Source organism: Ideonella sp. A 288 (assembly GCF_002198735.1).
Taxonomy (GTDB): Bacteria; Pseudomonadota; Gammaproteobacteria; order Burkholderiales; family Burkholderiaceae_C; genus Pseudaquabacterium.
In genome coordinates this window covers 1-21931 of sequence record NZ_MWLO01000156.1, presented here as the reverse complement: position 1 = coordinate 21931, position 21931 = coordinate 1, and the positions used below count along the sequence as shown (strand labels likewise).

Genomic DNA, 21931 nt, shown 5'->3' with positions numbered 1-21931 from the left:
GCAGAGGGCGGCGCTCGTTCGCCCTCCTGCCGGCCCGTGTCTGCGCAATGCAGCGCATTCACCGGGTGAAGGCCGATTTATCATCGGGGCATGCTCTTGCCGATCGATACCGCCCGCATCCGCCTCGACAACGCGATGCTGCTGTTCGACGAATTCGTGCGCGCCGCGGCGGCGAACCCCGATGCCGCCACGCTGCGCGGCCTGGAGCGCCGCTTCGCGGAACGACTGCAAATCCAGCCCAGCTACTGGAGCCAGTTGAAGGGCCGCTCGCGCCAGATCGGCGAGCGACTGGCGCGCCAGTTCGAGCAACTCAGCCACAAGCCCGCCGGCTGGATGGACGTGCCGCATCCACCCGGCAGCGCGGCGATGCGGCCCTCGGGCAATGACGCCGCCACGCCGCCGTCGCAACCGCAGGACGACGACGAGCGCTTCATCGTCGGGTTGGTGCTCACCTACTACCGCCGACACCCGCAGCGCGCGCGCACGCGCCTGCTCGACCTGCTGGGCGAGGTGCTGACGCCGCCCCCGCCCGAGCCACCGTCGCCGCCGAAGCCGGCGCCCGCCACCGTCGACGAGCGAGCGCTGTGGGAACGGTCCGCCGCGGGCGTGGCCCCGTTGAAACACAAGCGCTGACATTGCCGCGGGCTGGCGTCAACGCCCGTTGGTTGCAATCCATCGTCATCAGGACAAACCCTAGTTCTGCAGCAGAACCCTTGCGCAAGATAAAATTTTGTTTATCATCTGCGCAAGCGTTTCGATCCAGCCCCCAGGCCCGAAGCGCGACGCCCCACCTTCAACCCACACCGAGTCGCCCCCTGTCCATGTTCGTGCCACTGTCCTCTCGCCAACTGTCCGGCGCACCGCGTGTGCGGCCGGCCGGGCATGAGGGTTCGGTGTCCGCGCACGCGATGGTCAATGCGACCGCTGGCGCCCCGCCGGGTGCCGCGACCGGCTGAGCGCGCTACGCGCCCACCCCGTCCAAGGCCCGGCACGCGACAGCGTCCGGGCCTTTGTCATTGCCGGCCGCCCTGGGCACCGGCCCGATTTCACCGAATGGAGCAGACCATGAAGTTCAGCATCAACACCCCGAAGCCTCGCAACCGCATGGCCGTGGCCGCGCGCCAACGCCACGCCGGCGCGCACCGCCCGTCCGGCCAGGCGCTGCGCCAACGTGCCAAGCACGAGTTGCGATCGACGCTGCAGCGCGAACTGCGGCACGAACGCCCCCCCAGTCCCTGAAAGAAGGCGCGGCGGCCCCCGTGTGAGGGCTCGGCGCGCGAAGGAGTCCCCATCATGAGCAAGAGCCTTCAGGATGTCCGCCTCGGCGGCGTCACCCACCCCGACAGCGCCTGGCGGCAACTGGCCGTCGCCCTGTTGCGCACGGCCAGTGCGATGCTGGCGCGCCTGGCCCGGCGTGTCGATGCGGCGCGGGCCGCACGCCAGCGTCGTTCGCCACCGTGGTCCGAGTTGGAGTTCCACGCCGAGGCCGGTGCGCCGGAAGGCGCGTTGTACGTGAACGGCGAGTTCATCGGCCACCTGCCGGGCGTCACGCGGCTGTGATCCGGCCAGTTCACCCAGGGGCCGCCGCAGGCCGCCGCTCAAGCCGGTTCTGCGGCGGCCGATAACGGGGCAACAAGCCCTGCTGCCATGAGTGCCGTCGCCACCCATCCCTTCATCACCACCGCCCCGCGCGATCTGGGCGGCTGGATGTCGATCCTGCAGCAGCGCGACCTGCCGGTGCCGTGGACCACGGCGCTGGCGATCGAGGAACTCTGCGACCACGAGGATGCCGTCGACGCCCACCTGCTGGCCGAGGTGTTGGCAGACGACCCGCTGATGACGCTGAAGGTCTTGCGCCATGTGGCAGCCCTGCGCGCGCGGCGATCGGGCACCGACGCCGAGACCGTGACGGCCGCCTTGCTGCTGATGGGCATCCCGCCGTTCTTCCGGGCGTTCCAGAACCAGCCCACCATCGAGGATCGCCTGGCCGACCACCCTCGTGCCCTGGAAGGCCTGACCGCCGTGCTGCACCGGGCGCACCGCGCAGCCCGGTTCGCCCTGGGCTTTGCCGTGCACCGCATGGACCACGACGCCGAGGTCATCCACGAGGCGGCATTGCTGCACGACTTCGCGGAGATGTTGGTGTGGGTGCACGCGCCTGCCCTGGCGCTGCAGATCGCCGACATCCAGCTGGCAGACCCGACGCTGCGCTCTGCCGATGTCCAGCGACAGGTGCTGAATGTCACGCTGTCCGACCTGCAGCAGGCGCTGATGCGCGCCTGGCACCTGCCCGAACTGCTGGTGCAGATCAGCGACGACCACGTCAGCATGTCACCGCAGGTGCGCAATGTGCAGTTGGCGATCCGCATCGCCCGTCACTCGACGCTGGGCTGGGACAACCCCGCGCTGCCCGACGATTTCACCGACCTGTCGAACCTCTTGAATCTGGCCGTGACCCACGTCCAGCAACTGCTCACCGAACTGGACGCGTGAGGCCGCGTTGGGCCGATTCGTCGTCGGCGCGCGACAGCCAGACCTCCAGCGCCTCGTAGGCCTGCGACTGGTGGACCATGTCGACATGGGCCACCCCGGGCAGGTGCCGATTGTCCGCATAGGGCAACGTGGCGGTGGCTGCAGGATGCACGATGTTGTCGCAATGGCTGTAGAAGCAAAGGTGCTGCGCTGGCGGCCGCACCAGTTCGTGTGCCGCGAGTGCGGTCAGCCATTGACTGCCTCGGCGCATCTGTCGCCCGTTGGGCGAAAACGCAAACCGAGCGAGCCAGGTGCCTTGGTGCGGTGAGCCAAGGGTCATCATGGCGCGCAGGCGTGTGTCGCCTTCACAAGACCTGGACCAGGCGCGTATCGCCAACCCGCCCATGCTGTGGGCCACCAGCACCGGCGGTACGCCAGTGGCCTGTTCCAACCGCTGCACCGCCGCTTCGATGAGCGGCACGTAGCCATCGATGGCACCGAACACCGGCTCGAGATTGACCGCCACGAACGGCGTGCCGCGCCGCCGCAGCCGCGCCAGCCATGGCGTCCAAAGCCCGCGATTGCAGACGAAACCATGCACCAGCACGACACCGCATCGGCCCGCATGCCGGTGCGCATCGACGTCGTCGGGCTCACGCTGCGAGTGGAACGGTTGCCGCCACGCGAACACCGCCACGCTGGCCCGCACCTCGCGCCACCAGGCCCGCGCCAACTGGATCACGTTCGGACGCGGCGCGGGGGTCGGGTCGCTCACACCGGCCAGCAGCACGAACTCCAGCGCCAGGACGGCTGAATGCGCCAGCATCGGCACCAGCAGGCCAACCAGGGCCCAGGCGGGTGGCCAGCCCATGGCCCAGACCACCCCGCACCACGCCACCGACAGCAGCAGGGCGCCGAGGATCAGGGATTGCTGTAGTCGTGCGAGCATCGGATGGCGTCGGTCCCGTTCAGTCTCGCACCGCCCGAGCCATCCGGCCTAGAGCCGACGCACTACCTCGGATGGTGGCGCAGCGCTCGGGGAGCGGTACGCTGCAGGAATGTCTCAACCCATGACACGCATCCTGGCCGATCTGGCCGAAGTCGACCGGGTGCGGACGATGCAGGGCCAGGAGCCCGTCCTGGCGGACGCGGTTCGCGCCGTCAAGGCCTTCCAGGCCAGGCGCTTCGAAGCCACCTATGCCGATCTGTTGGCCGACACCCGGTACCGATCGGCCGCTCGCTTCTTCCTCGACGAACTCTACGGCCCGCACGAGTTCGCACAGCGCGACGCCCAGTTCGCACGCATCGTGCCATCGGTGGTCCGCCTGTTCCCCGATCACGTGGTGGACACGGTCGTGACGCTGGCCGAACTGCACGCGCTGTCTGAAACACTGGATCTGGCGATGGCACGAGCCTTGGGCCCCGGGACGGTGGACCCCGCCCGCTATGTGGCAGCCTGGCAGACCTGCGGCACCCCGGACGACCGCCGGCACCAGATCGACCTGACGCTCAAGATCGGCCACGCGTTGGATCGGCACACGCGCAGCGCGCTGGTGCAGAACAGCCTGCGGCTGATGCGAATGCCCGCGCGGCGCGCTGGCCTGGGTGACCTGCACCGCTTCCTGGAAAGTGGCTTCCAGGCTTTCAGGGACATGAAGGGTGCCGCCCACTTCCTGGCCACCATCGGAGGCCGCGAGACTGTGCTGAGCGACGCACTGTTCGATACGGCGCGGTGGACCGTCGACGCTGGCGCGCGCTTCTGGCGGCTCGTGAATGCACAACCCACAAAGTGAGCAGGTCAACCGCCCCAACCGGCGAGCGGCCACAAAAGACGCGGCGCAAAGGTGTCGCCACAAAGCAAAACGCCGACCACTGGGTCGGCGTCTGCCAATTCGTTAGTTGTTGTTTTTGTTAGTGAATTCTTGGTTGCGGGGGCAAGATTTGAACTTGCGACCTTTGGGTTATGAGCCCAACGAGCTACCAGGCTGCTCCACCCCGCGACTGGAAGACGGACTATAGCATGAAAGCGCTGTGCAGCTTCGACCTCACAGGCCCGCAGCGCCGAGTGTTTCGCCGAACCGCTGCGCCGACTGAAAGCCGATCACGCGGGCAGCCACCAGTTCCTGACCATCCGGCCCGAAGAACAGGGTGCCCGGCGGGCCGAAAAGCTTGAAGCGTTTCAGGAGTTCGCGATCCTGTTCGTTGTTGGCGGTGACGTCAGCCTTGAGCAGGACAGCCCGCGACATGCGCGACGCGATCTCGGGCTGGCTGAAGGTGAAGCGTTCCATCTCCTTGCAGGACACACACCAATCCGCATAGAAGTCCAGCAACACCGGTTGCTTGGCGGTCGCCAACACCTGATCGAGTTCAGCCACGCTGCGAATGACCTTGAAACTGGGCCCATGCGGGGCGGCGGCCTGCGCTGCGCCGCCGAGATGGGCCAGCGGCTGCAAGGGGTCACGCCCCCCAGAAGCTGCTCCGACGATCTGCATCACACCCAGGCTCAGTGCGGCCACGCCCAGCGATCGTTGCAGCCAGGTCCGCGGGGCATGCAGATGATGGGCCTGTGCAGTGAATGGCTTGAGCATGAAACCGAGCATCAACAGCAGCAGACCCCACAACCCCAACGCGATCGCAGAAGGCAACACGGGTTGAACGATCCAGATGGCCACACCGAGCATGAGCACACCGAAGAATCGCTTGACCGCATGCATCCACGGCCCAGACTTGGGCAACCAGCGACCGGACGACACGCCCAGCAGCAGCAGCGGCACGCTCATGCCGCAAGCCATCGCGAAGAGCGCCGCCCCCCCAAGCACGACATCGCGGCTCTGACTGATGTACAGCAGCGCGCCGGCCAACGGCGCGCTGACGCATGGGCTGACGATCAAGGCCGACAACGCGCCCATCGCAAAGACACCCGCCAAGCGCCCAGCGGGCAGTCGATTGCTGTGCTCCGACATGCGCGAGGTGAAGCGTGCTGGCAACTTGAGTTCGTACACGTCGAACATCGACAGTGAAAATAACACCAGCATGGCCGCAAAAGCCCCCAGGACCCACGGCGTTTGCAGGGCACCTGCCAGTCCCTCGCCGGCCAACCCGGCTGCAACGCCCAGCGCCGTGTAGACCAAGGCCATGCCAAGGGAATAGCTGCCAGCGAGCGCCAGTCCACGAAGGCGCGTAGGGCGCTCCTGGCCACCGGCGATGATGGACGACAGGATGGGCAACATCGGCAGCACGCAGGGGGTGAGCGACAGCAGGACTCCCATCGCCACGAACACGCCCACGACCTGCCAGAAGCCACCCGCGCGCAACGCGGCATCGACCATGGAGCCGTCCGTCCAGCGCGCACCCGCCGCCGGATCCGTCCCGCGGCCGCCGCCCTGCCCCGGCGCGGCAGCAAAGCCCCCAGACAACACCTTCGGATCCAGTGTCGCGGTGCTGGTCATGGGCGGATAGCACAGGCCTGCGTCTGCGCAGCCCTGGGACACCACACGCAATGCAAACGGCGCCGCCGCCCCACTCGCAGGCACGACGATGCGGATCTGGTCACGGTAGGTCTCGACGTTCTTGTTGAAGTTCTCGTCGAACTTCACCTTGCCGGGCGGAATATCCGGCACGCCCAGCGCGACACCATCTGCCGAGAACGAAAACCGCTCACGGTAGAGGTAGTAGCCCTTGGCGATCGCAAAGCTGATCTCGATGCGGTCAGAAGCCACCATTCGGGCCGAGAACTGAAAGGCCTTCTCGGGTTCGAGAAAGTCGTCGGCCGCGCGGGCCGCTCCGCCCAGGCCCAGCCAGAGCGCGGCAACGAACCACAGCGCGCCCAGCACGGCGCGCCAACCCTTCTTGACAGAAACGGCATCCATCGTCTTCATGATCCCGGTCGCGGACGTTTGTTCCAGCGACTTTACGCCAATCCAAAAGTGCAAAGGCCAGCGCGGTGGCTGGCCTCTTCAGGGTAGCGCAGAAGGCTGCCTAGGCGGTTACTCTGCCTTGGGCTCTTCGACGGCGGGCGCGGCAGGCTCCACTCGATCGACCAGTTCGACGAAGGCCATCGGCGCGTTGTCACCGACGCGGAAACCCATCTTCAAGATGCGGGTGTAACCACCCGGACGGGCCTGGTAGCGCGGGCCGAGTTCGTTGAAGAGCTTGGTGACCACGTCGCGGTCGCGCAGGCGCGAGAAGGCCAAGCGGCGATTGGCCACGCTCGACACCTTGGCCAGCGTGATCAGCGGCTCGACGACACGCCGCAGTTCCTTGGCCTTGGGCAGCGTGGTCTTGATGGCCTCGTGAGCCAGCAGCGAGACGCACATGTTGCGCAGCATCGCCTGGCGATGTTCGCTGGTGCGATTGAGTTTTCGAAGTCCGTGGCGGTGACGCATGGTGCTTACCTTTCTTTATTGAACCCCGGCCGGATCAGGTACCGGGGGTTGCACACATCGGCCCGAGGACGGTGGGCCGACGGCGGGGATCTCAACGCTTGTCGAGTCCTTGAGGGGGCCAGTTCTCGAGCCGTGCACCGAGCGTCAAGCCGCGCGATGCCAGCACTTCCTTGATCTCGTTCAGCGACTTGCGACCCAGGTTCGGGGTCTTGAGCAACTCGGTCTCGGTGCGCTGGATCAGATCACCGATGTAGTAGATGTTCTCGGCCTTCAGGCAATTGGCCGAGCGGACCGTGAGTTCGAGTTCGTCCACCGGACGCAGCAAGATCGGATCGAATGTTTCCTTGCCACGCGTCGCAGCCTCGGGGCCGGGGTAGCCATGTCCCTCGCTGCTCTCGAGGCCGGTGAAGATCACCAACTGGTCGACAAGAATCTTGGCCGAAGCGCGGATCGCCTCCTCGGGAGAGATGGCGCCGTTCGTCTCGATCTCCATCACCAGCTTGTCCAGGTCGGTGCGCTGCTCGACCCGGGCGTTCTCGACGGCGTAGCTGACTCGCCGAACGGGGGAGAAGGACGCGTCGAGCACGATGCGGCCGATCGACTTGGTCGGCTCGTCGCCATAACGACGCAAGTTGCCAGGCACGTAGCCACGGCCCTTCTCGACCTTGATCTGCATGTCGAGCTTGCCGCCCTGGGCCAGGTGAGCGATCACATGGTCAGGGTTGATCACCTCGACATCATGGGGAACCTGGATGTCGGCCGCAGTGACAGGACCTTCGCCGTCCTTCCGAACAACCAGGGTCACCTCGTCACGGTTGTGCAGCCGGAACACCACGCCCTTCAAATTGAGCATGATGTGCACCACGTCTTCGGCCACGCCGTCGACCGTGGAGTACTCATGCAGCACGCCCGCGATGGTGACTTCGGTTGGTGCGTAACCCACCATCGACGACAGAAGCACGCGCCGCAGCGCATTGCCGAGCGTGTGGCCATAACCGCGCTCGAACGGCTCGAGCGTGACCTTGGCACGGTGGCCGCCCAGCGGCTCAACATGGATGGCTTTGGGTTTCAGCAGATTGGTTTGCATCGAGTCCTGTTCCTCTCAATACCCTCGGCTCGTTACACCGATAAGGCTGACGGACCATGCCGGGCGAGGAAGCTTTCCGCTTCGTGCCCGGCACGCGAAGCGAGCGTCGAAGAGGTCTGCGACCGAGCGGCCGCACCCCTTCGGCATGGTGTTATCGCGAGTACAACTCGACGATCAGAGATTCGTTGATGTCAGAGCCGAATTCATCGCGGTCCGGCACCTTCTTGAACACGCCCTCGAGCTTGGTCGCATCGACCTGCACCCAGGCGGGCATGCCCACTGACTCGGCCAGCTTGACCGCGTCGGTGACGCGCAGCTGCTTCTTGGCCTTCTCGCGCAGCGAGATCGTGTCGCCAGCCTTGACCAGGTAAGAAGCAATGTTGACGGTCTTGCCGTTGACCATCACCGCTTGATGCGACACGAGCTGGCGTGCTTCCGCGCGCGTGGAACCGAAACCCATGCGATACACGACGTTGTCCAGGCGCGACTCGAGGATCGACAGCAGGTTGGCACCAGTGTTGCCCTTGCGGCGCTCGGCCTCGGCAAAGTAGCGGCGGAACTGGCGCTCGAGCACGCCGTACATGCGCTTGACCTTCTGCTTTTCACGCAGCTGGATGCCAAAGTCGGACGTGCGCTGGCCGGACGTGCGACCATGCTGACCCGGCTTGGTCTCGAACTTCGACTTGTCGCTGATCGCGCGGCGGGCGCTCTTCAGGAAGAGATCGGTGCCTTCACGGCGGGACAGCTTGGCCTTGGGGCCGAGATAACGTGCCACGTTGATTCCTCTGTAAATATCTGACGCGAGGCTGTGTCGCGCGAGTCTGGCGGATGTTGTCGGGACGGACGCTCAGACGGTGGGCTTGGTTCGTTGAAGGAATTCCTCAACGAAATTGCCGGCAGACGCCAAGGCGCCCGCCGGCCAACGGAAAACTCTTCATTATAGCGGCCGGGGCCGCCACACCTCAGATGCGACGGCGCTTCTGCGGCCGGCAACCGTTGTGCGGCACCGGCGTCACATCGCTGATCGAGTTGATTCGAATGCCGAGCGCGGCCAACGCGCGAACCGACGATTCGCGACCCGGGCCTGGGCCCTTGATCCGCACGTCTAGATTCTTGATGCCCTGCTCCTGGGCAGCACGGCCAGCCACCTCAGCGGCCACCTGGGCAGCGAAGGGGGTCGACTTGCGCGAGCCCTTGAAGCCCTGGCCACCCGACGATGCCCAGGCGAGCGAAGCGCCCTGGCGGTCGGTGATGGTGATGATGGTGTTGTTGAATGACGCATGCACGTGAGCGATGCCGTCCGCAATGTTCTTGCGGATCTTCTTGCTCACGCGGCGCGCTGCGGTACTGGCAGGTGCTTTGGCCATGTCGTGTCTCGATCTGGGGGCTTCGGGGGCTTACTTCTTCAGCGCCTGTGCGCCCTTGCGCGGACCCTTGCGGGTGCGTGCATTGGTGCGGGTGCGCTGGCCACGCATCGGCAGGCCGCGACGATGGCGGATGCCGCGGTAGCAGCCGAGATCCATCAAACGCTTGATGTTCATCGACAGCTCGCGGCGCAAGTCGCCTTCGATCGTCAGTTTGTTGACCTCGTCGCGGATCTTTTCGAGATCCCCGTCGGTCAAGTCCTTGATCTTCTTGGAATACGCGATGCCCACGGACTCGCAAATCTTCTGCGCAGTGGTCCGGCCGACGCCGTAGATCGCGGTCAGGCCGATCTCGGCGTGCTTGTGCGGTGGAATGTTGATGCCAGCAATACGTGCCATGTTGATCCTCTATCAGCTGTTCTCGCGCACGGCTCAACCCTGGCGCTGCTTGTGCCGCGGGTCGGTGCAAATCACGCGAACCACACCCTTACGGCGGATGATCTTGCAGTTGCGGCACATCTTCTTGACCGATGCAGAGACTTTCATCGTCTTCTCCTTCAAGCACTCACTTCGCGCGGAACACGATGCGAGCGCGACTCAAATCGTACGGCGTCAGTTCGACCGTCACCTTGTCCCCCGGAAGGATTCGGATGTAGTGCATCCGCATCTTTCCGGAGATGTGGCCGAGCACCACATGTCCGTTTTCCAGCTTCACCCGGAACGTCGCGTTGGGCAGATTCTCAAGAATCTCACCCTGCATCTGGATGACGTCGTCCTTCGACATTTGGTCCTGCGGGCGACCCCACTAGCTCGCCTTGAAATTGGCCTTCTTCAACAGGGACTCATACTGCTGGCTCATCACGTAGCTCTGGACTTGCGCCCAGAAGTCCATCGTCACGACGACGATGATCAACAGCGAGGTGCCGCCAAAATAGAACGGCACGTTGTACTTCAGAACCAGAAACTCAGGCAGCAGACAGACCATCGTGATGTACACGGCACCGGCCAGCGTCAGGCGCGAAAGGATCTTGTCGATGTGCTTCGCAGTCTGGTCGCCCGGACGAATGCCCGGAATGAACGCACCGCTCTTCTTCAGGTTGTCTGCCGTCTCTCGGCTGTTGAACACCAGCGCGGTGTAGAAGAAGCAGAAGAACACGATCATTGCCGCATACAGCAGAACATAGATCGGCTGTCCAGGCGAGAGGGCTGCTGAGGCGTCCTTCAGTACTCGCATGAAGACACTTTCGCTCTGCCCGGTCGCAATCCATCCCACCACCGTGGCCGGCAGCAGAATGATCGATGACGCAAAGATGGGCGGGATCACGCCCGACATGTTCAGCTTGAGTGGCAGATGCGACGACTGCCCGCCATAGACCTTGTTGCCGACCTGCCGCTTGGCATAGTTGACCAGTATCTTGCGTTGCCCCCGCTCAACGAACACGACGGCAAAGGTGACCAGAACGACCAATGCGCTGATGAACAGAGAGGCCACCGGACTCATTGCGCCGGTGCGCACGAGCTCGAAGAGCCCACCAATGGCACCGGGCAGCCCTGCGGCGATTCCGGCGAAGATCAGAATCGAAATTCCATTACCCAAGCCACGTTCGGTGATCTGCTCTCCCAGCCACATCAGGAACATCGTTCCTGCCGTGAGGCTCACGACGGTGGTCATACGGAAACCGAAGCCTGGCGACAGCACCAACCCGGGTGAACCTTCGAGCGCGAGCGCGATGCCCAGCGACTGGAACAGCGCCAGCCCGAGCGTGCCATAACGCGTGTACTGCGTGATCTTGCGTCGTCCCGATTCGCCTTCCTTCTTCAGCGACTCCAGCGTCGGAATCACGTAGGTCATCAACTGCATGATGATCGACGCCGAGATATACGGCATGATGCCGAGCGCGAATACGGTGAACCGCGACAGCGCGCCACCCGAGAACATGTTGAACAGGCTCAGGATGCCGCCCTGCTGGCCCTTGAAGAGCTGCTGCAGCTGATTCGGGTCGATGCCAGGCACGGGTATGTGCGCACCGAGCCGATAGACGACCAGCGCGAGCAACAAGAAGACCAGCCGGCGACGCAGGTCGCCGAACTTGCCACTCTTGGCCAGCTGGTTTGTCGAAGTTGCCAAGGTCTTTGCCTTAGAAGTCTCAGGCCACCGAGCCGCCGGCCGCCTCGATGGCAGCCTTTGCACCCGCGGTCGCACCCAGTCCCTTGAGCGACACCTTCAGTGTCAACTCACCGGTCTTGACCACCTTCACGCTGCGAATCAGCTCGCCCACCAGGCCAGCCGTCTTCAACGTCAGCAGGTCCACCTCGCCCAGACCCAGTCGCTGCAGATCGGTCAGAGTGACCTGACCGACGAAACGCAGGGTGCGCGACTTGAAACCGCGCTTGGGCAAACGGCGCTGCAGGGGCATCTGACCGCCCTCGAAGCCAACCTTGTGATAGCCGCCCGCGCGGGAATGCTGGCCCTTGTGGCCACGACCTGCGGTCTTGCCGAAGCCGGAACCGATGCCCCGACCGACGCGCCGGCGCTCTTGCTTGGAGCCCACTGCGGGCTTGATGGTATTGAGTTGCATGATGGACAGTCCTTGCGTACGGGGAGGCGCTTCAGAGCACCAGGACCATGTACGCGATCTTGTTGATCATTCCGCGCACGGCAGGGGTGTCTTCGAGCACGCGCTCACTGTTGACGCGGCGCAGGCCGAGCCCACGCACGGTGTCACGGTGCGACTGCTTGCAGCCGATGGGGCTCTTGACGAGCCTGACCTTGAGGGTCTTCTTGTCCGACATGGGGTTCTCCTTGGTCGAGAGATCAGTTGAAGATCTCTTCGACCGTCTTGCCGCGCTTGGCGGCCACTTCGGCGGCCGTGGTCGAGCGCTTCAGCGCATCGAGCGTGGCACGCACCATGTTGTACGGGTTGCTGGAGCCCAGGCTCTTCGCGACGATATCGGTCACGCCCATGACCTCGAACACCGCGCGCATCGGGCCGCCGGCAATGATGCCGGTACCGGCCGGCGCGGGCGCCAGCAGCACCTTGGCTGCACCATGTTCGCCACGCACGTTGTGGTGGACGGTGCCATTGCGCAACTGCACCTTGAACATGTTGCGACGAGCGCCCTCCATGGCCTTCTGCACCGACACCGGCACTTCCTTGGCCTTGCCCTTGCCCATGCCGACACGTCCGTCGCCGTCACCTACCACGGTGAGCGCTGCAAAGCTGAGCGTGCGACCGCCCTTGACGACCTTGGTGACGCGGTTGACCGCGATCATCTTTTCCTTCAGACCGTCGTCGTTGCCTTCGGTCTGAGCGCGGGGTTGAAACTTTGCCATATTGCTATTCCTAGTTGCGCTCAGAACTGAAGGCCGGCTTCGCGAGCCGCTTCAGCCAATGCCTTGACACGACCATGGTAGGCGAAGCCGGAACGGTCGAAAGCGACCTTCTCGACCCCGGCCGCCTTGGCCTTCTCGGCGATGCGCTTGCCCACCAGCACAGCGGCAGCGGCGTTTCCGCCTTTGCCGTTGCCACCGAGTTGCTCACGCACTTCCTTCTCCGCCGTGGACGCGGAGGCGAGGACGCGCTCTCCGTCACCAGAGATGACGCTGGCGTAGATGTGCAGATTGGACCGGAAGACCGCAAGCCGGACAGCGCCTTGTTGGGCGATGCGGGCACGCGTCTGGCGGGAGCGACGCAGGCGCTGTTCTTTCTTCGTCAGCATGTTCGGCTCCTTACTTCTTCTTGGTTTCCTTCAGCACCACGCGCTCATCGGCGTAGCGGATCCCCTTGCCCTTGTAGGGCTCCGGGGGACGAATGGCGCGGACCTCAGCGGCAATCTGGCCGACGACCTGCCGGTCGGCGCCCTTGATCACGATCTCGGTCTGCGTCGGACACTGCACCGAGACGCCAGCGGGCATCTCCTTGGCCACAGGGTGCGAGAAACCGATCTGCAGGTTCAGCTTGCTGCCGGCAGCCTGGGCGCGATAGCCCACGCCAACCAGGTTGAGCTTCTTTTCGAAGCCCTTGCTGACACCGTTGACCATGTTGTTGACGAGCGCACGCATCGTGCCGCTCATCGCATTGGCCTCGACACTGTCATTCGCCGGCACCAGCTTGAGCTCAGCGCCTTCTTTCCAAACGTCAACCAGGGCGTTCGTCGCGCGAACCAGCGTGCCATTGGCACCCTTGACCGTGATCTGATCGGCCGTGATCTGCACGTCCACACCTTGCGGGACGGTGATCGGCATCTTTCCAACGCGGGACATTCTTGTCTCTCCTTCGCCGATCAGGCCACGTAGCAAAGCACTTCGCCACCGACACCGGTGAGACGAGCCTTGCGGTCGGTCATCACACCCTTCGGCGTGGTGACGATGGCCACACCCAGGCCGTTCATGACCTGGGGAATGGCATCGCGGCCCTTGTAGACGCGCAGGCCAGGCCGACTGACCCGTTCGATGCGCTCGATGACCGGCTTGCCGGCGTAATACTTCAAGGCGATCTCGAGTTCGCTCTTGGCACCATCGGTCTTGACGACGTAACCGTCGATATAGCCCTCATCCTTCAGGACTTGGGCAATCGCCACCTTGACCTTGGACGACGGCATCACCACAACCGCCTTTTGCACCAACTGCGCATTGCGAATGCGAGTCAGCATGTCGGCGATAGGATCACTCATGCTCATGGGGTATCTCCTGCTCGTGCCGCTTTACCAGCTGGCCTTGACCACGCCGGGAATGTCGCCCTTGAAGGCGAGCTCGCGGATCTTGCTGCGGCCGAGGCCGAACGTACGGAACGTGCCACGCGGACGACCGGTCAACCCGCAGCGATTGCGCAGGCGGGTCGGGTTGGCGTTGCGCGGGAGCTTCTGAAGCTCCAGCCTGGCAAGGTACCGCTCTTCGTCGGACTTCTTGGCGTCATTGGCGACCGCCTTGAGTTCGGCATGCTTCTTCGCGAACTTGGCGACCAGCTTCTCGCGCTTGTCTTCGCGCTGGATCAGGGACATCTTGGCCATGTGTTTCTCGCCTTCAGTTCTTGAACGGGAAGCGGAAGGCTGCCAGCAGCGCCTTGCACTCGTCGTCGGACTTGGCCGTCGTGGTGAAGCTGATGTTCAGCCCGCGGATCGCGTCGATCTTGTCGTACTCGATCTCCGGGAAAATGATCTGCTCCTTGACGCCGACGTTGTAGTTGCCACGGCCGTCGAATGAACGACCGGAGATACCACGGAAGTCGCGCACCCGCGGCAACGCGATGGTGACAAAGCGGTCCAGGAATTCATACATCTGCACGCCACGCAAGGTCACCATGCAGCCGATGGCCAGACCCTCGCGGATCTTGAAGCCGGCGATCGGTTTGCGGGACTTGGTGACCACAGGCCTCTGGCCAGCGATCTTGGTGAGGTCACCAACCGCGTGGTCCATCACCTTCTTGTCCGCCACCGCTTCGCTCACACCCATGTTCAGGGTGATCTTGGTCAGCCGGGGCACCTGCATCACGGACTTGTAGCCGAACTTCGTGACGAGGTCCGGAACAACTTTCTCGCGGTAAAACTGTTGGAGACGAGCCATGGGAACCTCGTTACGCCTTGATCTCTTCGCCGCTGGACTTGTAGACGCGCACCTTCTTGCCATCGGCAAGAAGCTTCACACCCACCCTGTCGGCCTTGCCAGTCGCGGCATTGAAGATCGCGACATTGGATTGGTGAATCGGCATCGTCTTGTCGACCACACCGCCCGTCGTGCCCTTCATGGGGTTGGGCTTGACGTGCTTCTTCACCACGTTCACGCCGTCGACGATGATCTTGTCGTCGTTCACGCGCAGCGACACGGTGCCGCGCTTGCCCTTGTCACGACCGGTCAACACGATGACCTGGTCGCCCTTGCGAATCTTGTTCATGGCTTGGTGTCCTTTGCGTCTCGAGCCGGTCAGAGCACCTCAGGTGCCAGCGACACGATCTTCATGAAGCGCTCGGTGCGCAGCTCGCGGGTGACCGGGCCGAAGATGCGCGTGCCGATCGGCTCGAGCTTGGCATTGAGCAGCACGGCGGCGTTGCCGTCGAACTTGACGAGCGAGCCATCCTGCCGACGCACGCCCTTGGCGGTGCGCACCACCACGGCGCTGTAGACCTCGCCCTTCTTGACGCGACCACGCGGCGCGGCCTCCTTGATCGACACCTTGATGATGTCGCCAATGCCGGCATAGCGACGCTTGGAACCACCAAGCACCTTGATGCACATGACGGACTTCGCGCCCGTGTTGTCAGCGACGTCGAGTCGCGATTGCATTTGGATCATTTGTGTCCCCAACTTGTCCCGTTGCGCCAGCACAGCCAGCGCATCGGTCAGTCTTGGGCCCGTCAATTCCCCGCTTGCGTAGCGCTCGCGAGGCTTGTTTGGGCGGATCCGAAAGGTGACCTGAGATCGAGCGATCTGGCCGCCTTTCGGCGAAGCTGCGGATTATGAATGCCTTTTGTGGTTGCTGTCAACCACAAGGCGACTCTCAAGCCTTCAGTTCCTTGGCTTGGCGAAGCAGGGTGTCGGCATCGCTGACCTCGAACTTGCCCGGACCCTCGACATTGAGCGCCTTGACCACACCGTCGACCACCAACATCGAGTAGCGGTTGCTGCGCAGGCCCATGCCGCGCGTGGTGAGGTCGAGCGTCAGTCCGGTGGCCTTGGCAAAGTCGGCACTGCCGTCGGCCATCATGCGAACCTTGCCACCCGTGTTCTGGTCACGGCCCCAGGCACCCATCACGAACGCGTCATTGACGGACACACACCAGATTTCGTCGACGCCAGCAGCCTTGAGTTCGTCGTGGCGTGCCACATACCCCGGCACATGCTTGGCCGAACACGTGGGCGTGTAGGCCCCGGGCAGCGCAAATAACGCGATCGTCTTGCCGGCAGTCGACTTCTCGATATCGAAGCCGTTGGGGCCGAGCGAGCAGCCATTGCCCTCGACTTCGACGAATTCGCTCAGCGTGCCCGCGGGCAACTTGTCTCCAACCTTGATCATGCGGATCTCCTCGTGAAAAACGGTCGGGCGCCAGTATTCCAGCGTTCCGACCGTTGTGCGGTGCCCAGGGCCGATGGCCCCGTGCGTCCTGCGGCTTACACCAGGGCAGCTTTCTGGACCAGGCGGGTCACGACCCAGGACTTGGTCTTGCTGATGGGGCGGCCTTCTGCGATTTCGACGACATCACCGAGGTGGTACTCGCCCCTCTCGTCGTGCGCGTGATACTTGCGCGAGCGTCCGACGATCTTGCCGTACAACTCGTGCGTCACGCGGCGCTCGACGAGCACGGTGATGGTCTTGCTGCGCTTGTCGCTGACGACCTTGCCCACCAGCGTACGGGTGTTCTTGGCCGGTGCTTGTGCGGCTTGGGCTTCGCTCATTTGGCGGCTCCCTTCTTCTTCTCGGCCAGGATGGTCTTGGCGCGGGCGATGTCACGGCGGGTCTGCCCCAGCGTGGCATGATTGCCGAGCTGTTGCGTGCCCTTCTGCATGCGCAGGCCGAAGTGGGCTCGGAGCAGGTCGGTGACCTCCTTCTCGAGGCCGGCCACGTCCTTGGCGCGCAGGTCGGATGCTTTGGTCATGGTGTTGCTCCGGTTCAGGCGCCAACTTGGCGCGTGACGAACGTGCAGCGCAGCGGCAGCTTGGCGGCCGCGAGCGTGAACGCCTCGCGAGCCAGCGCCTCCGGCACGCCGTTCAGTTCGTAGAGCACCTTGCCCGGCGTGATCTCGGCCACGTAGTACTCGGGGTTGCCCTTGCCGTTGCCCATGCGGACTTCGGCCGGTTTTTGCGAGATCGGCTTGTCGGGAAAGATGCGGATGAAGATGCGACCACCGCGCTTGATGTGGCGCGAGATGGCGCGGCGAGCGGCTTCGATTTGGCGGGCCGTGATGCGGCCGCGCTCGGTGGCCTTGAGGCCGAAGTCGCCGAACGACACGTTGGCGCCGCGGGTGGCGACACCCGTGTTGCGGCCCTTCTGTTCCTTGCGGTACTTGCGGCGTGCTGGTTGCAGCATGTTCTTGACTCCTTAGGCCGCGCCGGTGCCCGGCGCGGGCACCTTGCGCACGCGCTTGGCTGCCGGCTTGCCGTCGGCGGCGCCGTCGGCAGGCTTCTGTTCGACAGGCGCCGCATCGCTGCGGGGACCACGGTCGCCGCCCGGACGTGGGCCGCGACGGTCGGGAGCTCCCGGACCACCGGGACGCGGGCCGCGACGAGGACGACGCTCTTCGTCCTGCCCATCCGGCTTGGCCGCGCCAGGCGCATCACCACGACCGAGGTTGTCGCCGCGGTAGACCCACACCTTGACGCCGATGACGCCGTAGGTGGTCTTCGCTTCGGAGAAGCCGTAGTCGATGTCGGCACGCAGGGTGTGAAGCGGCACGCGGCCTTCGCGGTACCACTCGCAACGGGCGATTTCGATGCCGTTCAGTCGGCCCGACGACATGATCTTGATGCCCAGCGCCCCGAGGCGCATGGCGTTCTGCATCGCGCGCTTCATAGCGCGGCGGAACATGATGCGCTTTTCGAGCTGCTGGGTGATCGAATCGGCGATGAGCTGAGCATCGATCTCGGGCTTGCGCACCTCTTCGATGTTCACGGCCACGGGCACGCCGAGTCGGCGGGTCAGTTCGGCCTTCAGGTTCTCGATGTCCTCGCCCTTCTTGCCGATCACCACGCCCGGACGCGCCGAAAAGATGGTGATGCGCGCGTTCTTGGCCGGACGCTCGATCAGGATGCGGGAGACGGCGGCGTTCTTCAGCTTCTTCTTGAGGTACTCGCGCACCTGAAGATCTTCAGCCAGCATGCCGGCGAAGTTGCGGCTCGACGCGTACCAACGCGACGCCCAGGCGCGGGTCACCGCCAGGCGGAAGCCGGTCGGATGGATCTTTTGTCCCATGTTCTTCCCTCAGCCTTTCAGTTGCCGACCGTCACGAAGATGTGACATGTGGGCTTGCTGATCCGATTGCCGCGGCCCTTGGCTCGCGCGGAGAACCGCTTCAGCGTCGCACCCTGCTCGACGTAGATCGACGTGATCTTCAGTTCGTCGATGTCGGCGCCGTCGTTGTGCTCGGCGTTCGCGATCGCGGACTCCAGGGCCTTCTTGACGATGCCGGCGGCCTTCTTCTGGGTGAAGTTCAGGATGTTCAGGGCCTGGTCCACCTTCTTGCCGCGGACCAGATCAGCCACCAGTCGACCCTTGTCGACCGACAGACGAACCCCACGGACGATTGCTTTGGTTTCCATCGTCGGCCCCTTACTTCTTCGCCTTCTTGTCCGCAGGGTGACCCTTGAACGTGCGGGTCATCGCGAACTCGCCGAGCTTGTGGCCGACCATCTGGTCGGTCACATACACGGGAATGTGTTGTTTGCCGTTGTGCACGGCAATGGTCAGGCCGATGAAGTCGGGCAGGATCGTCGAGCGACGGGACCAGGTCTTGATCGGCTTCTTGTCCTTCGTCGCCGTTGCCTTGTCGGCCTTGGCTTGAAGGTGGTGGTCCACGAAGGGACCCTTTTTGAGTGAGCGTGCCATGGTGGGACCCTTACTTCTTGCGGCGCGACACGATCATGCTCTGCGTGCGCTTGTTGCTGCGAGTGCGGTAGCCCTTGGTCAGCGTGTTCCACGGCGACACCTGCGCCTGGCCCTCGCCTGTGCGGCCTTCGCCACCGCCGTGCGGGTGATCCACCGGGTTCATGGCGACACCGCGGACGGTCGGGCGGATGCCCTTCCAGCGGATGGCGCCAGCCTTGCCGTACTGACGGAGGTTGTGCTCTTCGTTCGACACTTCACCGATGGTGGCGCGGCAGTCGATGTGGATCTTGCGAACCTCACCGGAGCGCAACCGGACCTGGGCGTAGGTGCCTTCGCGGGCCATCAGCGTGACCGAGGTGCCGGCGGAGCGCGCGATCTGCGCGCCCTTGCCAGGCAGCATCTCGACACAGTGGATCGTGGAACCCACTGGGATGTTGCGGATAGGCAGCGTGTTGCCCGCCTTGATCGGGGCCTCGGCCCCGGACAGCAGCGTGGCACCGACCTCGATACCGCGCGGAGCAATCACATACCGGCGCTCGCCATCGGCATAGCAGACCAGCGCGATGTGGGCTGTGCGGTTCGGGTCGTACTCGATGCGCTCGACCTTCGCCGGGATGCCGTCCTTGCTGCGCACGAAGTCGACCACTCGGTAGTGGTGCTTGTGACCACCGCCCTTGTGGCGCATCGTGATGTGGCCGTTGTTGTTGCGGCCGGACTTCTGCTTCTGCGGCTCGAGCAGCGAGGCCTCGGGCGCACCCTTGTGCAGGTGCTTGTGCACCACCTTGACCACGGCGCGGCGGCCAGGCGAAGTCGGTTTGACTTTGACGACGGCCATTACACGGCCTCCCCGGAGAAGTTGAGCTCCTGGCCCGGCTTCAACGCGACATACGCCTTCTTGACGTGATCGCGACGACCGATGCGGCCACCGAAGCGCTTGGACTTGCCCTTCTGGTTGGCGACGCGCACGTCCTTGACCTCGACCTTGAACAGCAGTTCGACCGCCGCCTTGATCTCGGGCTTGGTGGCATCGCGCAACACCTTGAACAGCACCTGGTTGTGCTTCTCGGCAACGCTCGTAGCCTTTTCGGACACGATCGGGGCGATCAGCACCTGGGCCAGACGGCCCTCGGTGAACTTGAGGTTGTTGGCACCGTGGCTCATGCGAACATCTCCTTGAGCTGCTCGATCGCGGCCTTCGTGACCAGGACCTTCTTGTAGAAGACCAGCGACAGCGGATCGGCATAACGCGGCTCGACGACCAGCACGTTGGCGAGGTTGCGCGAGGCCAGCGCCAGGTTCTCGTCGACAGCGTCGGAGATCACCAGCACCGAATCGAGGCCCATGGCCTTGAACTTGGCCGCCAAGAGCTTGGTCTTCGGCGACTCAACGGACAGCGAGTCGACCACCGCCAAGCGACCGTCGCGGGCAAGCTGCGACAGGATGGCGGCCATGCCGGCGCGGTACATCTTCTTGTTGACCTTGTGCGAGAAGTTCTCGTCAGGGCTGTTCGGGAAGGTTCGACCACCCCCACGCCACAGCGGCGACGAGGTCATGCCGGCGCGGGCACGGCCGGTGCCCTTCTGGCGCCACGGCTTCTTCGTGCTGTGCTTGACGGTCTCGCGGTTCTTCTGGGCGCGGGTGCCTTGGCGTGCGTTGGCCTGGTAGGCCACGACCACCTGGTGCACCAGGGCCTCGTTGTAGTCGCGCGCGAACACGGTGTCCGGCGCGTCGAACTTGGCAGTGGCCTGGCCTTGATCGTTCAGGAGCTCGAGTTGCATCACTGGGCTCCCTTCTTGGCCTTGGCCTTGATGGCCGGCCGCACGGTCACGAAGCCAGCCTTCGAACCCGGCACGGCACCGCGGACGAGCAGCAACTGGCGCGCTTCGTCGACACGGATGACATCGAGGTTCTGGGTCGTGACAGTATCGTCACCGAGGTGACCCGACATGCGCTTGCCTGGGAACACGCGGCCCGGATCCTGCGCCATCGAGATCGAACCAGGCACGTTGTGCGAACGGCTGTTGCCGTGCGACGCGCGCTGCGAGCTGAAGTGATGTCGCTTGATGGTGCCCGTAAAGCCCTTGCCGATGGACGTGCCCTGCACGTCGACCTTCTGGCCCACGGCGAACAACGTCACCGGGACAGTGGCGCCAGGCGCGTACTGACCCACCACTTCGGCGGGGACGCGGAATTCCTGGAGGATTTCACCGGCTTCGACACCCGCCTTCGCGAGGTGTCCGGCTTCCGGCTTGGTCACGCGCGATGCTTTGCGCGAACCGAACGCCACCTGTAGGGCGTTGTAGCCGTCGGTCTGCTCGGTCTTGACCTGGGTGACGCGGTTGTTCGACACATCGAGCACCGTCACGGGCACGGCATCGCCGTCGTCCGTGAAGATGCGCATCATGCCCACCTTGCGACCCAGCAAACCGAGGCGATAGCTTGCAGCAGCTGTCGTCATGGCTTTTCTCCAGCCCCTCACCAGCAACGGTTCCGGGGCCTTTGTTTCGAACCCCCGACATCGATTGGCCGGGGTGACTTGGTCGTTGCGGGCCGTGGAAGGCCCTGCAACGGTGTCGCAGACGCCATGGGCGCAGCGACAAAAGAGCGCGAGTATAGCTCGCCAACCGTCAGGTCGGCAAGCCTATGCGGCTATTGCAGCTTGATCTCGACGTCGACGCCGGCCGGCAGGTCGAGCTTCATCAGCGCGTCCACGGTCTTGTCGGTCGGATCGACGATGTCCATCAAGCGCTGGTGCGTCCGGATCTCGAACTGGTCACGGCTCGTCTTGTTGACGTGCGGCGAGCGCAGGATGTCGAAGCGCTGCATGCGCGTCGGCAGGGGCACCGGGCCCTTGACGATGGCGCCGGTGCGCTTGGCGGTGTCGACGATCTCGAGGGCCGACTGGTCGATCAGCTTGTAGTCGAAGGCCTTCAGGCGGATGCGGATCTTTTGCTTTTGCATGACGTGTCCTTGGTAAAGAGCAATGAAGCCGGCAGGCGCATCGGTGCGCCCGCCGGCATGTCATGCAAGAGTTACTCGATGATCTTGGCCACGACGCCGGCGCCGACGGTGCGGCCGCCTTCGCGG

37 protein-coding genes and 1 tRNA gene are annotated in these 21931 nt (G+C 64.2%); 5 read left to right on the top strand and 33 right to left on the bottom strand.

Annotated features, from left to right (window positions below):
- The first annotated feature begins 90 nt into the window (after positions 1-90).
- From EOINJALH_RS28215 to EOINJALH_RS28200, 4 genes are all read left to right on the top strand, one after another.
- On the top strand, positions 91-633 hold the full coding sequence (locus tag EOINJALH_RS28215; protein WP_234414084.1) for a hypothetical protein: 543 nt from the start codon (positions 91-93) through the stop codon (positions 631-633).
- Between the two features lie 432 nt (positions 634-1065).
- Positions 1066-1239 (top strand): hypothetical protein, encoded by a 174-nt coding sequence (locus tag EOINJALH_RS32435; RefSeq protein WP_199873493.1) that lies wholly within the window; start codon positions 1066-1068, stop codon positions 1237-1239.
- A gap of 54 nt (positions 1240-1293) precedes the next feature.
- The gene (locus tag EOINJALH_RS28205) at positions 1294-1560 is read left to right on the top strand and encodes a hypothetical protein (protein WP_088286523.1); all 267 of its coding nucleotides are present in this window, start codon (positions 1294-1296) and stop codon (positions 1558-1560) included.
- An 87-nt stretch (positions 1561-1647) separates the two neighbouring features.
- Complete coding sequence (locus tag EOINJALH_RS28200) at positions 1648-2493, top strand: HDOD domain-containing protein (protein WP_088286521.1); 846 nt, start codon at positions 1648-1650, stop codon at positions 2491-2493.
- Here the strand turns inward: EOINJALH_RS28200 and EOINJALH_RS28195 are convergent.
- On the bottom strand, positions 2474-3298 hold the full coding sequence (locus EOINJALH_RS28195) for an alpha/beta fold hydrolase (RefSeq protein WP_234414088.1): 825 nt from the start codon (positions 3296-3298) through the stop codon (positions 2474-2476). The two genes, EOINJALH_RS28200 and EOINJALH_RS28195, sit on opposite strands and share 20 nt — an antisense overlap.
- Positions 3299-3542: 244 nt before the next feature.
- On the opposite strand from EOINJALH_RS28195, the gene EOINJALH_RS28190 reads away from it, so the two are divergent.
- The gene (locus EOINJALH_RS28190; protein ID WP_088286517.1) at positions 3543-4265 is read left to right on the top strand and encodes an FFLEELY motif protein; all 723 of its coding nucleotides are present in this window, start codon (positions 3543-3545) and stop codon (positions 4263-4265) included.
- Positions 4266-4395: 130 nt separating this feature from the next.
- Here EOINJALH_RS28190 and EOINJALH_RS28185 read toward each other — a convergent pair.
- The 32 genes from EOINJALH_RS28185 to rpsJ all read right to left on the bottom strand — a co-directional run bounded on the left by EOINJALH_RS28185 (position 4396) and on the right by rpsJ (position 21805).
- Positions 4396-4472 (bottom strand) — tRNA-Met (locus tag EOINJALH_RS28185).
- Between the two features lie 45 nt (positions 4473-4517).
- Positions 4518-6350: a protein-disulfide reductase DsbD gene (dsbD, locus tag EOINJALH_RS28180; RefSeq protein ID WP_234414083.1), complete on the bottom strand. Its 1833-nt coding sequence runs from the start codon at positions 6348-6350 to the stop codon at positions 4518-4520.
- A 108-nt stretch (positions 6351-6458) separates the two neighbouring features.
- Positions 6459-6857, bottom strand: coding sequence for a 50S ribosomal protein L17 (gene rplQ, locus EOINJALH_RS28175; RefSeq protein WP_088286515.1), 399 nt, complete (start codon positions 6855-6857; stop codon positions 6459-6461).
- A 91-nt stretch (positions 6858-6948) separates the two neighbouring features.
- Positions 6949-7944 carry a DNA-directed RNA polymerase subunit alpha gene (locus EOINJALH_RS28170; protein ID WP_088286513.1) on the bottom strand — a complete coding sequence of 332 codons (996 nt, stop codon included), beginning with the start codon at positions 7942-7944 and terminating at the stop codon, positions 6949-6951.
- 151 nt (positions 7945-8095) lie between these two features.
- Positions 8096-8719, bottom strand: a complete 624-nt coding sequence (rpsD, locus tag EOINJALH_RS28165) for a 30S ribosomal protein S4 (RefSeq protein ID WP_088286511.1) — start codon at positions 8717-8719, stop codon at positions 8096-8098.
- A 187-nt stretch (positions 8720-8906) separates the two neighbouring features.
- Positions 8907-9311, bottom strand: a complete 405-nt coding sequence (gene rpsK, locus EOINJALH_RS28160; protein ID WP_088286509.1) for a 30S ribosomal protein S11 — start codon at positions 9309-9311, stop codon at positions 8907-8909.
- Positions 9312-9341: 30 nt separating this feature from the next.
- Positions 9342-9707, bottom strand: coding sequence for a 30S ribosomal protein S13 (rpsM, locus tag EOINJALH_RS28155; RefSeq protein ID WP_088286507.1), 366 nt, complete (start codon positions 9705-9707; stop codon positions 9342-9344).
- Positions 9708-9740: 33 nt separating this feature from the next.
- The gene (rpmJ, locus tag EOINJALH_RS28150) at positions 9741-9854 is read right to left on the bottom strand and encodes a 50S ribosomal protein L36 (RefSeq protein ID WP_035036301.1); all 114 of its coding nucleotides are present in this window, start codon (positions 9852-9854) and stop codon (positions 9741-9743) included.
- Between the two features lie 19 nt (positions 9855-9873).
- Complete coding sequence (infA, locus tag EOINJALH_RS28145) at positions 9874-10092, bottom strand: translation initiation factor IF-1 (protein WP_011830996.1); 219 nt, start codon at positions 10090-10092, stop codon at positions 9874-9876.
- 21 nt (positions 10093-10113) lie between these two features.
- Positions 10114-11436: a preprotein translocase subunit SecY gene (secY, locus tag EOINJALH_RS28140; protein ID WP_088286505.1), complete on the bottom strand. Its 1323-nt coding sequence runs from the start codon at positions 11434-11436 to the stop codon at positions 10114-10116.
- 19 nt (positions 11437-11455) lie between these two features.
- Entirely contained in the window at positions 11456-11887 is a 432-nt protein-coding gene (rplO, locus tag EOINJALH_RS28135; RefSeq protein WP_088286503.1) for a 50S ribosomal protein L15, read from the bottom strand.
- Between the two features lie 31 nt (positions 11888-11918).
- On the bottom strand, positions 11919-12101 hold the full coding sequence (gene rpmD / locus EOINJALH_RS28130; RefSeq protein WP_088286502.1) for a 50S ribosomal protein L30: 183 nt from the start codon (positions 12099-12101) through the stop codon (positions 11919-11921).
- A 22-nt stretch (positions 12102-12123) separates the two neighbouring features.
- Complete coding sequence (rpsE, locus tag EOINJALH_RS28125) at positions 12124-12642, bottom strand: 30S ribosomal protein S5 (RefSeq protein ID WP_088286501.1); 519 nt, start codon at positions 12640-12642, stop codon at positions 12124-12126.
- Positions 12643-12662: 20 nt separating this feature from the next.
- Entirely contained in the window at positions 12663-13028 is a 366-nt protein-coding gene (rplR, locus tag EOINJALH_RS28120; protein WP_088286499.1) for a 50S ribosomal protein L18, read from the bottom strand.
- Positions 13029-13038: 10 nt separating this feature from the next.
- Complete coding sequence (gene rplF, locus EOINJALH_RS28115; RefSeq protein ID WP_088286497.1) at positions 13039-13572, bottom strand: 50S ribosomal protein L6; 534 nt, start codon at positions 13570-13572, stop codon at positions 13039-13041.
- 20 nt (positions 13573-13592) lie between these two features.
- A complete protein-coding gene (rpsH, locus tag EOINJALH_RS28110) occupies positions 13593-13988 on the bottom strand; it encodes a 30S ribosomal protein S8 (protein WP_088286495.1) in 396 nt (131 codons plus the stop codon).
- Between the two features lie 24 nt (positions 13989-14012).
- A complete protein-coding gene (rpsN, locus tag EOINJALH_RS28105; protein WP_088286493.1) occupies positions 14013-14318 on the bottom strand; it encodes a 30S ribosomal protein S14 in 306 nt (101 codons plus the stop codon).
- Positions 14319-14331: 13 nt separating this feature from the next.
- Positions 14332-14871: a 50S ribosomal protein L5 gene (rplE, locus tag EOINJALH_RS28100; protein ID WP_088286491.1), complete on the bottom strand. Its 540-nt coding sequence runs from the start codon at positions 14869-14871 to the stop codon at positions 14332-14334.
- Positions 14872-14881: 10 nt separating this feature from the next.
- On the bottom strand, positions 14882-15199 hold the full coding sequence (gene rplX / locus EOINJALH_RS28095) for a 50S ribosomal protein L24 (protein WP_088286489.1): 318 nt from the start codon (positions 15197-15199) through the stop codon (positions 14882-14884).
- A 29-nt stretch (positions 15200-15228) separates the two neighbouring features.
- On the bottom strand, positions 15229-15597 hold the full coding sequence (gene rplN, locus EOINJALH_RS28090) for a 50S ribosomal protein L14 (protein ID WP_088286487.1): 369 nt from the start codon (positions 15595-15597) through the stop codon (positions 15229-15231).
- Between the two features lie 205 nt (positions 15598-15802).
- Positions 15803-16318 (bottom strand): peroxiredoxin, encoded by a 516-nt coding sequence (locus EOINJALH_RS28085; RefSeq protein ID WP_088286485.1) that lies wholly within the window; start codon positions 16316-16318, stop codon positions 15803-15805.
- A 95-nt stretch (positions 16319-16413) separates the two neighbouring features.
- Positions 16414-16698: a 30S ribosomal protein S17 gene (gene rpsQ, locus EOINJALH_RS28080; protein ID WP_088286483.1), complete on the bottom strand. Its 285-nt coding sequence runs from the start codon at positions 16696-16698 to the stop codon at positions 16414-16416.
- The gene (rpmC, locus tag EOINJALH_RS28075) at positions 16695-16898 is read right to left on the bottom strand and encodes a 50S ribosomal protein L29 (RefSeq protein WP_088286481.1); all 204 of its coding nucleotides are present in this window, start codon (positions 16896-16898) and stop codon (positions 16695-16697) included. The genes rpsQ and rpmC overlap by 4 nt, the downstream gene beginning before the upstream one ends.
- Positions 16899-16912: 14 nt before the next feature.
- Positions 16913-17329 carry a 50S ribosomal protein L16 gene (gene rplP / locus EOINJALH_RS28070; RefSeq protein WP_088286479.1) on the bottom strand — a complete coding sequence of 139 codons (417 nt, stop codon included), beginning with the start codon at positions 17327-17329 and terminating at the stop codon, positions 16913-16915.
- Positions 17330-17341: 12 nt separating this feature from the next.
- Positions 17342-18211 (bottom strand): 30S ribosomal protein S3, encoded by an 870-nt coding sequence (gene rpsC, locus EOINJALH_RS28065; RefSeq protein ID WP_088286477.1) that lies wholly within the window; start codon positions 18209-18211, stop codon positions 17342-17344.
- Between the two features lie 17 nt (positions 18212-18228).
- A complete protein-coding gene (rplV, locus tag EOINJALH_RS28060) occupies positions 18229-18558 on the bottom strand; it encodes a 50S ribosomal protein L22 (RefSeq protein WP_088286475.1) in 330 nt (109 codons plus the stop codon).
- Between the two features lie 10 nt (positions 18559-18568).
- Positions 18569-18844: a 30S ribosomal protein S19 gene (gene rpsS, locus EOINJALH_RS28055; RefSeq protein ID WP_088286473.1), complete on the bottom strand. Its 276-nt coding sequence runs from the start codon at positions 18842-18844 to the stop codon at positions 18569-18571.
- A gap of 10 nt (positions 18845-18854) precedes the next feature.
- Positions 18855-19679, bottom strand: a complete 825-nt coding sequence (gene rplB, locus EOINJALH_RS28050) for a 50S ribosomal protein L2 (protein WP_088286471.1) — start codon at positions 19677-19679, stop codon at positions 18855-18857.
- Complete coding sequence (rplW, locus tag EOINJALH_RS28045) at positions 19679-20005, bottom strand: 50S ribosomal protein L23 (protein ID WP_088286469.1); 327 nt, start codon at positions 20003-20005, stop codon at positions 19679-19681. Before rplW ends, rplB begins: the two co-directional genes overlap by 1 nt.
- Entirely contained in the window at positions 20002-20622 is a 621-nt protein-coding gene (rplD, locus tag EOINJALH_RS28040; RefSeq protein WP_088286467.1) for a 50S ribosomal protein L4, read from the bottom strand. Before rplD ends, rplW begins: the two co-directional genes overlap by 4 nt.
- Positions 20622-21302 (bottom strand): 50S ribosomal protein L3, encoded by a 681-nt coding sequence (rplC, locus tag EOINJALH_RS28035; RefSeq protein WP_088286465.1) that lies wholly within the window; start codon positions 21300-21302, stop codon positions 20622-20624. Before rplC ends, rplD begins: the two co-directional genes overlap by 1 nt.
- Positions 21303-21493: 191 nt before the next feature.
- Entirely contained in the window at positions 21494-21805 is a 312-nt protein-coding gene (gene rpsJ / locus EOINJALH_RS28030) for a 30S ribosomal protein S10 (protein ID WP_019561663.1), read from the bottom strand.
- Positions 21806-21931 lie beyond the last annotated feature (126 nt).

Coding starts and splice junctions, on each gene's coding strand:
- EOINJALH_RS28215 (WP_234414084.1), top strand. CDS start 91: ATGCTCTTGCCGATCGATACCGCCCGCATCCGCCTCGACAACGCGATG.
- EOINJALH_RS32435 (WP_199873493.1), top strand. CDS start 1,066: ATGAAGTTCAGCATCAACACCCCGAAGCCTCGCAACCGCATGGCCGTG.
- EOINJALH_RS28205 (WP_088286523.1), top strand. CDS start 1,294: ATGAGCAAGAGCCTTCAGGATGTCCGCCTCGGCGGCGTCACCCACCCC.
- EOINJALH_RS28200 (WP_088286521.1), top strand. CDS start 1,648: ATGAGTGCCGTCGCCACCCATCCCTTCATCACCACCGCCCCGCGCGAT.
- EOINJALH_RS28195 (WP_234414088.1), bottom strand. CDS start 3,298: ATGCTGGCGCATTCAGCCGTCCTGGCGCTGGAGTTCGTGCTGCTGGCC.
- EOINJALH_RS28190 (WP_088286517.1), top strand. CDS start 3,543: ATGACACGCATCCTGGCCGATCTGGCCGAAGTCGACCGGGTGCGGACG.
- dsbD (WP_234414083.1), bottom strand. CDS start 6,350: ATGAAGACGATGGATGCCGTTTCTGTCAAGAAGGGTTGGCGCGCCGTG.
- rplQ (WP_088286515.1), bottom strand. CDS start 6,857: ATGCGTCACCGCCACGGACTTCGAAAACTCAATCGCACCAGCGAACAT.
- EOINJALH_RS28170 (WP_088286513.1), bottom strand. CDS start 7,944: ATGCAAACCAATCTGCTGAAACCCAAAGCCATCCATGTTGAGCCGCTG.
- rpsK (WP_088286509.1), bottom strand. CDS start 9,311: ATGGCCAAAGCACCTGCCAGTACCGCAGCGCGCCGCGTGAGCAAGAAG.
- rpsM (WP_088286507.1), bottom strand. CDS start 9,707: ATGGCACGTATTGCTGGCATCAACATTCCACCGCACAAGCACGCCGAG.
- rpmJ (WP_035036301.1), bottom strand. CDS start 9,854: ATGAAAGTCTCTGCATCGGTCAAGAAGATGTGCCGCAACTGCAAGATC.
- infA (WP_011830996.1), bottom strand. CDS start 10,092: ATGTCGAAGGACGACGTCATCCAGATGCAGGGTGAGATTCTTGAGAAT.
- rplO (WP_088286503.1), bottom strand. CDS start 11,887: ATGCAACTCAATACCATCAAGCCCGCAGTGGGCTCCAAGCAAGAGCGC.
- rpmD (WP_088286502.1), bottom strand. CDS start 12,101: ATGTCGGACAAGAAGACCCTCAAGGTCAGGCTCGTCAAGAGCCCCATC.
- rpsE (WP_088286501.1), bottom strand. CDS start 12,642: ATGGCAAAGTTTCAACCCCGCGCTCAGACCGAAGGCAACGACGACGGT.
- rplR (WP_088286499.1), bottom strand. CDS start 13,028: ATGCTGACGAAGAAAGAACAGCGCCTGCGTCGCTCCCGCCAGACGCGT.
- rplF (WP_088286497.1), bottom strand. CDS start 13,572: ATGTCCCGCGTTGGAAAGATGCCGATCACCGTCCCGCAAGGTGTGGAC.
- rpsH (WP_088286495.1), bottom strand. CDS start 13,988: ATGAGCATGAGTGATCCTATCGCCGACATGCTGACTCGCATTCGCAAT.
- rpsN (WP_088286493.1), bottom strand. CDS start 14,318: ATGGCCAAGATGTCCCTGATCCAGCGCGAAGACAAGCGCGAGAAGCTG.
- rplE (WP_088286491.1), bottom strand. CDS start 14,871: ATGGCTCGTCTCCAACAGTTTTACCGCGAGAAAGTTGTTCCGGACCTC.
- rplX (WP_088286489.1), bottom strand. CDS start 15,199: ATGAACAAGATTCGCAAGGGCGACCAGGTCATCGTGTTGACCGGTCGT.
- rplN (WP_088286487.1), bottom strand. CDS start 15,597: ATGATCCAAATGCAATCGCGACTCGACGTCGCTGACAACACGGGCGCG.
- EOINJALH_RS28085 (WP_088286485.1), bottom strand. CDS start 16,318: ATGATCAAGGTTGGAGACAAGTTGCCCGCGGGCACGCTGAGCGAATTC.
- rpsQ (WP_088286483.1), bottom strand. CDS start 16,698: ATGAGCGAAGCCCAAGCCGCACAAGCACCGGCCAAGAACACCCGTACG.
- rpmC (WP_088286481.1), bottom strand. CDS start 16,898: ATGACCAAAGCATCCGACCTGCGCGCCAAGGACGTGGCCGGCCTCGAG.
- rplP (WP_088286479.1), bottom strand. CDS start 17,329: ATGCTGCAACCAGCACGCCGCAAGTACCGCAAGGAACAGAAGGGCCGC.
- rpsC (WP_088286477.1), bottom strand. CDS start 18,211: ATGGGACAAAAGATCCATCCGACCGGCTTCCGCCTGGCGGTGACCCGC.
- rplV (WP_088286475.1), bottom strand. CDS start 18,558: ATGGAAACCAAAGCAATCGTCCGTGGGGTTCGTCTGTCGGTCGACAAG.
- rpsS (WP_088286473.1), bottom strand. CDS start 18,844: ATGGCACGCTCACTCAAAAAGGGTCCCTTCGTGGACCACCACCTTCAA.
- rplB (WP_088286471.1), bottom strand. CDS start 19,679: ATGGCCGTCGTCAAAGTCAAACCGACTTCGCCTGGCCGCCGCGCCGTG.
- rplW (WP_088286469.1), bottom strand. CDS start 20,005: ATGAGCCACGGTGCCAACAACCTCAAGTTCACCGAGGGCCGTCTGGCC.
- rplD (WP_088286467.1), bottom strand. CDS start 20,622: ATGCAACTCGAGCTCCTGAACGATCAAGGCCAGGCCACTGCCAAGTTC.
- rplC (WP_088286465.1), bottom strand. CDS start 21,302: ATGACGACAGCTGCTGCAAGCTATCGCCTCGGTTTGCTGGGTCGCAAG.
- rpsJ (WP_019561663.1), bottom strand. CDS start 21,805: ATGCAAAAGCAAAAGATCCGCATCCGCCTGAAGGCCTTCGACTACAAG.